Annotated in this window: 11 protein-coding genes; 6 read left to right on the top strand and 5 right to left on the bottom strand. The window is 61.8% G+C overall.

Features of this window, described 5'->3' with window-relative positions:
* Positions 1-65 precede the first annotated feature (65 nt).
* The 4 genes from OC445_RS13455 to OC445_RS13440 all read left to right on the top strand — a co-directional run bounded on the left by OC445_RS13455 (position 66) and on the right by OC445_RS13440 (position 3520).
* On the top strand, positions 66-254 hold the full coding sequence (locus OC445_RS13455; protein ID WP_254989728.1) for a type VI secretion system contractile sheath small subunit: 189 nt from the start codon (positions 66-68) through the stop codon (positions 252-254).
* A 166-nt stretch (positions 255-420) separates the two neighbouring features.
* Positions 421-1131, top strand: a complete 711-nt coding sequence (locus OC445_RS13450; protein ID WP_054896508.1) for an HPP family protein — start codon at positions 421-423, stop codon at positions 1129-1131.
* 130 nt (positions 1132-1261) lie between these two features.
* Positions 1262-2365 (top strand): enoyl-CoA hydratase/isomerase family protein, encoded by a 1104-nt coding sequence (locus tag OC445_RS13445; protein ID WP_198791285.1) that lies wholly within the window; start codon positions 1262-1264, stop codon positions 2363-2365.
* Positions 2366-2368: 3 nt separating this feature from the next.
* Positions 2369-3520 carry an acyl-CoA dehydrogenase family protein gene (locus tag OC445_RS13440; RefSeq protein ID WP_034127451.1) on the top strand — a complete coding sequence of 384 codons (1152 nt, stop codon included), beginning with the start codon at positions 2369-2371 and terminating at the stop codon, positions 3518-3520.
* 248 nt (positions 3521-3768) lie between these two features.
* On the opposite strand, the gene OC445_RS13435 is transcribed toward OC445_RS13440, so the two are convergent.
* The 5 genes from OC445_RS13435 to OC445_RS13415 are packed head-to-tail and all read right to left on the bottom strand — an operon-like array spanning position 3769 to position 9326.
* On the bottom strand, positions 3769-4542 hold the full coding sequence (locus tag OC445_RS13435) for an enoyl-CoA hydratase (protein ID WP_034127452.1): 774 nt from the start codon (positions 4540-4542) through the stop codon (positions 3769-3771).
* A gap of 11 nt (positions 4543-4553) precedes the next feature.
* The gene (locus OC445_RS13430; RefSeq protein WP_034127453.1) at positions 4554-5681 is read right to left on the bottom strand and encodes an acyl-CoA dehydrogenase; all 1128 of its coding nucleotides are present in this window, start codon (positions 5679-5681) and stop codon (positions 4554-4556) included.
* Between the two features lie 9 nt (positions 5682-5690).
* A complete protein-coding gene (locus OC445_RS13425) occupies positions 5691-6875 on the bottom strand; it encodes an acetyl-CoA C-acyltransferase (protein WP_054896512.1) in 1185 nt (394 codons plus the stop codon).
* Positions 6876-6887: 12 nt separating this feature from the next.
* The gene (locus OC445_RS13420; protein ID WP_054896513.1) at positions 6888-7655 is read right to left on the bottom strand and encodes an SDR family NAD(P)-dependent oxidoreductase; all 768 of its coding nucleotides are present in this window, start codon (positions 7653-7655) and stop codon (positions 6888-6890) included.
* A 21-nt stretch (positions 7656-7676) separates the two neighbouring features.
* A complete protein-coding gene (locus OC445_RS13415) occupies positions 7677-9326 on the bottom strand; it encodes an AMP-binding protein (protein WP_197900558.1) in 1650 nt (549 codons plus the stop codon).
* 374 nt (positions 9327-9700) lie between these two features.
* Between OC445_RS13415 and OC445_RS13410 the strand changes: the two genes are divergently transcribed.
* Together OC445_RS13410 and OC445_RS13405 are read left to right on the top strand one after the other, a co-directional pair.
* The gene (locus tag OC445_RS13410) at positions 9701-10594 is read left to right on the top strand and encodes a bestrophin family protein (protein ID WP_054919016.1); all 894 of its coding nucleotides are present in this window, start codon (positions 9701-9703) and stop codon (positions 10592-10594) included.
* A gap of 70 nt (positions 10595-10664) precedes the next feature.
* Positions 10665-11723, top strand: a complete 1059-nt coding sequence (locus OC445_RS13405) for a tetratricopeptide repeat protein (protein ID WP_198791286.1) — start codon at positions 10665-10667, stop codon at positions 11721-11723.
* Positions 11724-11757: the final 34 nt, after the last annotated feature.

Here is an 11757-nt window from a genome sequence, read left to right as displayed (position 1 = left end):
ATGGCTTACTTCATCGAGAGGACAATGCCGTGCGAGAAAACCTGTTAACCCTCCCTTTACCCAGGCTGGATCGCTTGATGGCGTTGCGTGACGCACTGGTGGCGTTGAAGGGGCCGCTGGCCGACGATCCAAGGCTGCGCGAAGACCTGCAAGCGCGTCTGTTCAATGAAGAAACCCATAGTCGCGTGCTGGGCAAGATCAATCCGGCTACACCCGCAGACTCCGGGCCGATTACCTACGGCGAGGCCTTTTAGCTGCATTTATTTTGCATTTAACCCTCATTAATATGCATTGGCGCCGCGTTATCAAGCACTGCACACTGCACAGGTTCCTTCCCCCAAATGTTGGAACCTTCAAAGGGCTGTTCCGGGAAACCAGGCAGGCCTTTTTTTTCGCCCGCTGTTTATGGACCGTCTCTCAATGCTCGCTCGCTGGTTACCCGCTGCAATCAACACCCGTCCCGCCGAATGGAGCCGTGCAGCCATCGGCATGGCCCTGGGCACGATGTTCAGTGTCTGGGCCTGTGCCCAGGTGTTCGGCATGGAGGTGGCCCTGCACCTGCTCGGCCCTCTGGGCGCATCGGCCGTACTGTTGTTTGCCGTGTCGTCGGGGGCGCTGGCCCAACCCTGGTCAATCATGGGCAGTTACCTGTGTGCAGGCATCGTCGCGTTGTTGGTCGCCCGCGTCCTGGGGCGCACCTTGGGCAGCGCCTGCCTGGCGGCGGGCATGACCGTGATTCTCATCTGCTGGCTGCGTTGCCTGCACCCACCGGCCGGCGGCCTGGCCATGACCCTGGTGCTGGCCGATCCGGCATCGGTCAACCTCGGCTGGTACGAGCTTGCGCCGGTGATGCTCGGCGCCGGCGCCCTGCTCGCCTGCGCGCTGGCCTATAACAATGCCACGCGCACGCGTTATCCCAAGGGCCTTGCCGAGCCAGCCCCGGTTATCCTGGGCTCTGCCAATGCCGTGAGCGAGCCGAGCATCACGGCAGCCGACCTCAAGCTCGCGTTGGCCGAGATGGAGCAGTTCTACGATGTCGAACCGACAGAGTTGGAGCAACTGATCCACGCCGCCGAGGGCCATGCCCGACGTCGCAGTATCGGTGAGGTACTGGCCAGCCGGGTGGTTTGACCGGCACTGCATAAATGCAACAACGACCTGCAGGATTCCGGGTTGTACTGGGCAAATTTGCACTGGTACGATCACGAGAGAGTTCACCCGCGAACATCTTGATAAAGACAATAAAAGCAGGGAGTTAGAGATGACTGCTCAGGTTTCATCCCAAGCAAGCCACGCCGAGGTGCAGCAGGACGCTGTCCTGGCAAGCGTGCGCAACCATATCGGCCACCTCACCCTCAATCGTCCCGCTGGCTTGAACGCCATCACCCTGGACATGGTCCGCCAGTTAACCGCGCATTTGCAGGCCTGGGCCGACGATGCCGAGGTCTATGCCGTGGTACTGCGCGGCGCCGGTGAGAAAGCCTTTTGCGCCGGCGGCGACATCCGCTCGCTGTACGACAGCTTCAAGCAAGGCGACACTCTGCACCAGGACTTCTTCGTCGAGGAATATGCCCTCGACCTGGCCATTCACCACTACCGCAAACCCGTACTGGCGTTGATGGACGGCTTCGTCCTCGGCGGTGGCATGGGCCTGGTGCAAGGCGCGGACCTGCGGGTAGTCACCGAACGCAGCCGCCTGGCGATGCCGGAAGTGGCCATCGGCTACTTCCCGGATGTCGGCGGCAGCTATTTCCTCTCACGCATTCCGGGTGAGTTGGGTACTTACCTTGGGGTGACTGGCGTGCAGATCCGTGCGGCCGATGCCTTGTACTGCGGGTTGGCAGACTGGTACATCGACAGCGCCAAGTGGGTTGAGCTGGATCAGAAACTCGACGGCCTGCAATGGCATGACTCGCCGCTCAAGGACTTGCAAGGTGTACTCGCCAAGCTCGCCGTGCAGCAATTGCCCGACGCCCCCTTGGCGGCCTTGCGCCCGGCCATTGACCACTTTTTCGGGTTGCCAGACGTGCCCAGCATCGTCGAGCAGCTGCAACAAGTCACCGTGGCCGATAGCCATGACTGGGCGCTGACCACCGCCAACCTCATGCAGACCCGCTCGCCCCTGGCCATGGCCGTGACTCTGGAGATGCTGCGCCGTGGCCGCCACTTGCCACTGGAACAGTGCTTTGCCCTCGAACTGCATCTGGATCGCCAATGGTTCGAGCGCGGCGACCTGATCGAAGGGGTTCGCGCACTGATCATCGACAAGGACAAGACTCCGAAGTGGAACCCGCCCACCCTCCATGCGCTGGATGCCAGCCATGTGGACAGCTTCTTCCGCGACTTCGTGCAGATTGGGAAATAAGCCATGCAAGATCTTGAATACACTGAAGAACAAGTGATGATCCGCGACATGGCGCGGGATTTTGCCCGAGGCGAAATCGCCCCCCATGCCCAAGCCTGGGAAAAAGCCGGCTGGATCGACGACGCCCTGGTGGCGAAGATGGGCGAGCTGGGCCTGCTAGGCATGGTCGTCCCGGAAGAATGGGGTGGCACCTATGTCGATTACGTCGCCTATGCCCTGGCCGTGGAGGAAATATCCGCCGGTGACGCTGCGACGGGCGCGTTGATGAGCATCCATAATTCAGTGGGTTGCGGGCCGATCCTCAACTACGGCACAACCGAACAGAAACACACCTGGCTGGCCGAACTCGCCAGTGGCCAGGCCATCGGTTGCTTCTGCCTGACCGAACCCCAGGCCGGTTCCGAAGCCCATAACCTGCGCACCCGTGCCGAACTGCGTGATGGCCAATGGGTCATCAATGGCGCCAAGCAGTTTGTCAGCAACGGCAAGCGGGCCAAGTTGGCCATCGTGTTCGCCGTGACCGATCCGGACCTGGGCAAGAAAGGTATTTCGGCGTTCCTGGTGCCCACCGATACCCCAGGTTTCGTGGTCGACCGCACCGAGCACAAGATGGGCATTCGTGCGTCAGACACCTGCGCCGTTACCCTCAACCAATGCAAGGTTCCCGAAGCCAATCTGTTGGGTGAGCGCGGGAAGGGGCTGGCCATCGCCCTCTCCAACCTGGAAGGCGGCCGCATTGGTATCGCCGCCCAGGCCCTGGGCATCGCCCGCGCCGCGTTTGAAGCCGCGTTGGCCTACGCCCGTGATCGGGTGCAGTTCGACAAGGCAATCATCGAACACCAGAGCGTGGCCAACCTGCTGGCCGACATGCAAACCCAGCTCAACGCTGCGCGCCTGCTGATCCTTCACGCCGCACGCCTGCGCACTGCCGGCAAACCGTGCTTGTCCGAAGCCTCCCAGGCCAAGCTGTTCGCCTCGGAAATGGCTGAGCGGGTCTGCTCCAAGGCGATGCAGATCCATGGTGGGTATGGGTATCTGGAGGATTACCCGGTGGAGCGTTACTACCGGGATGCACGGATCACGCAGATTTATGAAGGAACCAGCGAGATTCAGCGGATGGTGATTGCCAGGGAGTTGAAAAACTACCAGCTCTAACGGACATGACACCATCGCCTTCTGTAGGAGCGAGCTTGCTCGCGAAAAACGTCAACGATAACGCGTGCTTGCTGACTGACCGCGGCGTCTGTGAGCTTCTCGCGAGCAAGCTCGCTCCTACAAAAATGCCTTGACCGTCTGGCATTATGGCTTGCCTGCGATGCAGACACCTCGGTCCATCAGCTAACCGAGGCGATGCCATCGCAGGCAAGCCAGCTCCCACCTTTGCTCTGCGGGGTTTGGCAGGGTTATTTATCCTTGAATTCCGGCGCCCGCTTGGCCACGAATGCGGCCATGCCTTCCTTCTGATCCTGGGTCGCGAACGCCGCATGAAACACCCGGCGCTCAAAGCGCACGCCTTCGGACAGGCTGACTTCAAACGCACGGTTCACGCTTTCCTTGACCATCATGCTGATCGGTACGGATTTACCAGCGATCAGGGTGGCCACTTTCAGCGCTTCTTCCAGCAACTCATCGGCGGGCACAATACGCGCGACAATCCCGCAGCGCTCGGCCTCTACCGCGTCAATAAAACGCCCGGTCAGGCACATTTCCATGGCCTTGGCCTTGCCCACTGCACGGGTCAGGCGCTGGGTGCCGCCCATGCCCGGCAGCACGCCCAGATTGATTTCCGGCTGACCGAATTTGGCGGTGTCGCCGGCAAGGATAAAGTCACACATCAGGGCCAGTTCGCAGCCGCCGCCCAGGGCGAAGCCATTCACGGCGGCGATGATCGGCTTGCGGCGATTGGCCACGCGATCGCTGTCGCTGAACAAGTCGTCCATATAGATCTGCGGGTAGGTCAGCTCGGCCATTTCCTTGATGTCGGCACCGGCCGCGAAGGCTTTTTTCGAGCCAGTCAGCACGATGCAGCCAATTTCAGGGTTGGCTTCCAGGCTGTCCAGCGCCTGGTTCAGCTCACTGACCAGTTGTGCATTCAAGGCGTTCAGTGCGCTGGGACGGTTGAGCGTGATCAGCCCGACACGGCCCTGGACGTCAAGCAGGATGGTTTCGTAACTCATGTATCGGCTCCTTAAAGATTGCGTGAGATGACCATGCGTTGAATATCGCTGGTGCCTTCGTAAATCTGGCAGACCCGCACGTCGCGGTAGATCCGCTCAAGGGGGAAGTCGTTCAGGTAACCGTAACCGCCCAAGGTTTGCAAGGCGGCCGAGCAGACTTTCTCGGCCATTTCGGACGCAAACAGCTTGGCCATGGACGCTTCCACCAGCGCCGGCTTGCCACTGTCACGCAGGGCGGCGGCGTAATGCACCATCTGCCGGGCGACGGCGATCTGGGTGGCCATGTCGGCCAGGCGAAAGGCCACGGCCTGGTGTTCGATCAACGGCTTGCCAAAGCTTTCACGCTCACGGGCATAGTCGCGGGCCGCTTCGAAGGCGGCGCGGGCCATGCCCACCGACTGGGAGGCGATGCCCACGCGGCCACCTTCCAGGTTGGCCAAGGCGATTTTGTAGCCCTCGCCCTCCTCGCCCAGACGGTTGGCCACCGGTACTTTCACGTCTTCAAACAGGATCTGACAAGTGTCCGAGGCATGCTGCCCCAGCTTGTCTTCCACCCGTGCCACGGTATAACCGGGCGAATCGGTGGGCACGATAAACGCGCTGATTCCACGCTTGCCTGCGGCGGGGTCAGTGACCGCAAACACAATCACGATCCCGGCGTTTTGCCCGGAGGTGATGAACTGTTTGCAGCCGTTGAGTACATAGTGGTCGCCTTCAAGGCGCGCACGGGTTTTCAGGCTGCTGGCGTCGGAGCCGGCCTGGGGTTCGGTCAGCGCGAAGGCACCGAGCATGGCGCCGCTGGCCAGGGGCGTGAGGAACTGCTCTTTCTGCTGGTCATTGCCAAATTTGAGGATCGGCACGCAACCCACCGAGTTGTGCACGCTCATGATCGTGGAGCAGGCACCGTCGCCAGCGGCGATTTCTTCCAGGGCCATGGCGTAGGCAAGGTAGCCGGTGTCGCAACCGCCCCACTGTTCCGGGACCAGCATGCCGAAAAATCCCAGTTCGGCCATTTCCCCAATGGCCTCCTTGGGAAAACGATGCTCGCGGTCCCACTCGGCGGCGAAGGGTTTCAAACGTTCCTGGGCAAATTGCCGGGCGGCGTCGCTGATCTGCAGTTGTTCGTCATTGGGCAACATAGGTCATCCTCAATACAGGCATTCAACGGCCATGGCCGTGGCTTCACCGCCGCCAATGCAGATAGCGGCGACGCCACGCTTGAGGCCCTTCTGGCGCAGGGCCGCGAGCAACGTCACCAGGATGCGTGCGCCGGAGGCACCAATGGGGTGGCCCAATGCACAGGCGCCACCATGCACGTTGACCTTGTCGTGGGGAATCTCCAGCTTGCTCATGGTCACCAGGCTGACCACGGCGAAGGCCTCGTTGATTTCGAACAGGTCGACCTCGTCGAGGCCCCAGCCGGTCTTGCTCATCAGTTTGCGAATCGCCCCCACCGGCGCCACCGGAAACAGCCCAGGCTCATCGGCAAACGCGGCGTGCCCGTGGATCACTGCCAACGGCTTGAGGCCGCGCTTGAGCGCCTCGGACTCACGCATCAGCAACAACGCCGCGGCGCCATCGGAGATCGAGCTGGAGTTGGCTGCCGTCACTGTACCGCCGTCACGGAACGCCGGTTTAAGGCTGGCAATCTTGTCCAGCCTGGCTTTCGGCGGTTGCTCATCGTGAAGGATGGTTTTTTGTTCCTTGCCCACGGTGACCTGCACCGGGACGATTTCACTGGCAAAGCTGCCGTGGGTGATGGCCTCTTGTGCGCGGGTCAGGGAAGCGATGGCAAACGCGTCCTGGGCTTCCCGGGTAAAACCATTGTGCTCGGCGCAGTCCTCGGCAAAGGTGCCCATCAGGCGCCCCTTGTCGTAAGCATCTTCGAGGCCGTCGAGGAACATATGGTCCAGCACCTTGCCGTGGCCCATGCGGTAGCCGCTGCGCGCACGATCCAGCAGGTACGGGGCGTTGGACATGCTTTCCATGCCGCCTGCGATCACCACATCCACGCTGCCAGCGCGCAGCGAGTCGTGGGCCAGAATCGTCGCTTCCATACCGGAACCGCACATTTTGTTGAGGGTGGTGCAGCGCGTGCCCTTGTCCAACCCGGCGCCCAGGGCAGCCTGGCGGGCAGGCGCCTGTCCAAGCCCGGCGGGCAGCACACAGCCAAACAGCACTTCGTCAACAGCATCGGTGGCGATACCGGCACGCTCGACCGCCGCACGAATGGCGGCTGCGCCCAGCTGCGGTGCGGTCAGGCTTTTGAGGTCGCCCTGGAAACCGCCCATGGGCGTGCGCACGGCGCTGACAATAACAATAGGGTCGTTCATGGCAATTGCTCCTTATTTGGCGGCCATGCGCAAGGCACCGTCGAGACGGATCACCTCGCCATTGAGCATGCTGTTTTCAATGATGTGGCGTACCAGCGCGGCATATTCAGCGGGTTTGCCCAAGCGTGGCGGGAACGGCACGCCGGCAGCCAGGGAGTTGCGGACTTCGTCGGTCATGCCGGCCATCATCGGGGTTTCGAAAATGCCCGGTGCAATGGTCATCACGCGGATACCAAAGCGCGCCAGTTCCCGTGCGGCAGGCAAGGTGAGGCTGGCGATCGCGCCCTTGGAGGCGGCGTACGCAGCCTGGCCGATCTGCCCATCGAATGCCGCCACCGAGGCGGTATTGATGATAACGCCGCGCTCGCCGTCGGCATTCGCCTCGGTTTCAGCGATAGCCGCAGCGGCCAGGCGCAACAGGTTGAAGCTGCCGACCAGGTTGACGTTGATCACCTGGGCAAAGCTTGCCAGGCCGTGCGGGCCATTCTTGCCGAGGATCTTCTCGCCGCGCACCACACCCGCGCAGTTGACCAGGCCATGCAAGCCACCAAAGGCCTCGACCGCTGCCTTCACCGCCGCTTCTGCAGCGGCTTCCTGGCTGATGTCTGCTACGGCACTGCGGGCGTTGTCGCCCAGTTGCTCGGCCTTGGCGGCCACGGCGTCAGCGTTCAAGTCCACCAGCATCACCTTGGCACCTGCGGCGACCAGCATTTCAGCCGTGGCCGCGCCGAGGCCCGACGCGCCGCCGCTGACCAGGAATACCTTGTTTTCAATCTGCATCGTTGTTTCCTTTTAAAGGGATCACGCCACGGCCGCCTGGGCCTTGGCTATTTCCTGATTGCGCAAAATAAAGCGTTGCAGCTTGCCGCTCGGGGTCTTGGGCAAGTCGCTGACAAATTCGATTTCCCGCGGGTACGCATGGGCGGCCAGGCGCTGACGCACATGCAGGCGCAACTCTTCAGCCAGCTCCGGGGTGGCACGGTATTGCTCACTGATCACCACAAAGGCTTTGACCAGCTCGGTGCGCTCCGGGCAAGGCTTGCCGACCACGGCAGCCTCGACCACCGCAGGGTGTTCCACCAACGCGCTTTCCACATCGAAGGGCCCCACGCGGTAGCCGGATGTAGTGATCACGTCGTCGCTGCGCCCGACAAAGCTGATGCTGCCGTCCGGGTTCAGCTCCACGGTGTCGCCGCTGAGGTAGTACTTGCCGACGAACGCGTTGGTTTTCACGCCGTCGTACCCGGCAAACCAGCACATAGGCGATTGCTCGCGGTCGATGGCAAGGATGCCGGGTTGGCCGGCTGGCAGCTCCTGATGGTTGTCATCCAGCACCACGATGCGATGCCCTGGCGAGGCAAAACCCGCCGAGCCGACATGCACCGGATGCGCCAAACCATGGTGATTGCACAGCACCATGCCCAGCTCGGTCTGGCCGTAATGGTCGTGGATGGTCACGCCCAGGTTGTCGGCGAACCAGCGGATCACCTCCGGGTTCAATGGCTCGCCGGCGCTGCTGACGATGCGCAGCTTGCCCTTGATCGAACGGGCGAACTGTTCGCCACCGGCAATCAACAGCCGATACGCCGTGGGCGAACCGGTCAGGTTGGTGATCGCGTATTTATTGATGACCCGGCAGGTGCTTTCCAAAGTGAACGGGCCATCGTAGAAGGTAATCGGGTGCCCCATGGACAACGGCCCGGTCACGCCGAAATAGATGCCATAGGCCCACCCAGGGTCGGCAACGTTCCAGAACGCGTCCTCGGGGCGCAAGTCCACGGCGTCGCGCATATAGCCCTGGAACGCGACGATGGCCTTGAGCGGTACCGACAGCGCCTTGGACGGGCCGGTGGTGCCGGAGGTGAACATCAGCAGGAACGGCTCCTCTGCGCCCAGCAGCACCGGCTCGCAGTGAGAAGAGTAATTGGGCAGTTCGGCCCAGAAGCTGTAGTCGCCCCGCACGATACCTTCGCCTTTGGCCCCGGCGACTGTGACGATGGTCGGGCAGTCGGCGACCTCCGCCAGCTTGGGACGGTTCACTGCATCGGTGACTACCAGCGCTGCGCCAGAGCTGTTCAAGCGATGTTCAATCGCCTTGGGTCCGAACGCGGTAAACAGCGGCTGATAGACCGCGCCGATGCGCCACGTTGCCAGCACGACCACCAACAATTCGGCAGTGCGAGGCAACAGGCCCGCCACTTTGTCACCGCGCTTGACGCCCTGGGCCAGCAGGAAGTTGGCGAAACGTGCGGCCTGCTCCTGCAGTTCGGTAAAGGTAGAGGTGGCGCTGCGCCCGTCCTTGCCTTCCCAGAACAACGCGATGCGCCCCGGCAGCGCGTGACGGTCACAGCATTCAACACAGGCATTGAGCGCCTGCAGATTGCCGGCCAGTGCGGCGTCGGCGGTATGCTGGTAATCAAACTCGGTAGTGGCAGCCAAATACTCACGCATCGCTTCCTATCCTTCTGTGTTTTTATTTTCAGGACGCTTACAACTCGATAAACCGCTGAAATAGTCGCTCCAGAGCGGCGCAGCGGCAATGGTCAAAGCCTTCAACTTGGCTGACTGGTTTGGCCAGTCCGTAGTGAACACGGGGGCTTTTTCGCTTTTCTGTGGGAGCGGGCTTGCCCGCGAAGGCGGTGGGTCAGTCACCCCGACTGTCACTGCACCACCGCTTTCGCAGGCAAGCCTGCTCCCACAGGGTTATGTACTGCCGGTTCACACGTTAGTCATTGAGTTGACTGATCAGACGGTCGATCCAAGTGATTGGACGCGATGCATAGCAGCTTCTAATCTGACAGCCTGCTCCGCCACAGAAGCCCTCCATGATCGTTCGCCCTAAACCCAACGTCCTGGGTATCCTGTTCTCCCTCAAAGGCTCCATTGCCAAGCGCATTGCCTGGCGCAGCCTGCTGGTCACGCTGTTGGCCTCGGTCATCGTGCTGGTGGAAACCCTGCACCCCGCCTATTTTTCCAAGGTCAACGCTACGCCCTTCACCTTGTTGGGCCTGTCACTGTCGATCTTCATGAGTTTTCGCAACAACGCCTGCTACGACCGTTGGTGGGAGGGCCGCAAGCAACTGGGGCAAATGGTCATTGACGTGCGCTCGCTGATTCGCGAGACCCAGGTGCTGGGGGACACCGCCGAGCGTGCTGGCCTGCTGCGCGGCCTGTGCGGTTTTGCCCATGGCTTGGTCGCGCATTTGCGCCATGAAGATCAAGCCCGGGCGATACACCCGTGGATCAGCGTGCCAGCGAGCCACCCCAACCTGCCGGACAGCGTGCTGCAAGCAGTCGGTGCGCGCTTTTCGGTCCTGGCACAACAGGGCGTGATCAGCGAATGGCGCTACACCCAACTGGAAGCCCGGCTGGTCAGCCTGAGCCAGGTGCAGGCGGCATGCGAGCGCATCAAGACCACACCACTGCCCTTTCCCTACACCCTGCTGTTGCACCGCACCATCTACCTGTTCTGCATCTTGCTGCCATTCGCCATGGCCGAGCCTCTTGGCTGGTTGACGCCAGTGTTCACCGCGATTGTCAGCTACACCTTCTTTGGCCTGGATGCGATTGGCGATGAATTGGAAGACCCCTTCGGCTTCGACGAAAACGACTTGCCGTGTGACGCTATCCTGCGGACATTGGAGCGCGAGATCCTCTCCGCCTTGGGTGAAGTCAACCTGCCGCCAGCGTTGGAGCCAGCGGACTACGTGCTGACCTGACGCGGGTTTGACACTCGCCTCGCACTGACCGAAGCTTGGAACTTTGCTGCCCAAGCTTTCGGACGCCTGCATGTCAAAGTCTCGCCGTTACTCCATCATCGGCCTGTGCGCCCTGTTGCTGATCGTACTGATCACCTGGTTTTTCTCCCGTACCCCGGCAGTGGCCGTCCCCCCGGCCATCGCCCATGGCTATTCCAAGGCCTTGAAGCAGGCGCATAATGGCGAGCCAGGCGCCGCACGTGTGTTGTACCAACAGCTCGGCCGGCCGGACCTGTTGCCCGAGCGCCGCGCCGCCTTGCACGCCGAGCTGCCCAATTACCCCAGCCCCCAGGCGCTGAAACTGGCCGATAAAGACCTCGCCGATAAGTCGGCGCTGGTGCGCGAAGCCGCGATTCACAGCATCGTCGGCTTGGTGCCCACTGGCCAGCGCACCTTACTGCTCGGCCCGGTGCTGGACGATCCGGAACAATCGGTGCGCTTTGCGGCCGCCAACGCCTTGCTCGGCCTGTCGCCCGATACCCTGGGTTTGTACTTTGGCCCACTGCAGCAGGTGCTCGACGAATTCGTGACAACGCTGAAGGCCCAGCCCGAAACGGCTGAAGGCTGGATTCAATTGGCGCGCCTGTACATCCACAGCGCCCTGCTGCCGGAGGCGCAAAACGCCCTGGAGCAGGCAATGCGCTTGCAGCCGGACAACCTGCAAGCGGTGGTATCGCAAATCGAACTGCTGGACAAACAAGGAAAGACTGACGAGTCGCGTCAACTGCTGGCCCGACAATTGGCTGCGCACCCCGAATCGGCCTACCTGCAACATGCTCTGGGCATGTGGCTGCTGCACCATGGCGAGCGGCCCTACGCCCTGCTCGGCCTGTCCAAGGCGGTGGAGCTTGCGCCGGACAACCCGGATTATCGCTACGACCTGGCCACGACCCTGCACGCCCAGGACGAAGTAGAGGCGGCCCAGCGCCAGTTGGAAGAAATCGTCCAGCGTCACCCCGCCAACCGCAAAGCCCGCGTGCTGCTGGTCACCTACTGGAAAGAGACCGGCCAGTTGCAGAACGTCCAGGTGCTGCTCGCTCAACTGGAGCAACAGAACCCGGATGATCCGGCGCTACAGCAGGGCCTGTAGGAGCGAGCTTGCTCGCGAAGATCGTTAACGATAA

The organism is Pseudomonas sp. Pse35, assembly GCF_024519715.1.
In the GTDB taxonomy this organism is placed as follows: Bacteria; Pseudomonadota; Gammaproteobacteria; order Pseudomonadales; family Pseudomonadaceae; genus Aquipseudomonas; species Aquipseudomonas paracarnis.
Note: the sequence above shows the minus strand (reverse complement) of the source record. Positions and strands in the feature narration are given on the sequence as shown.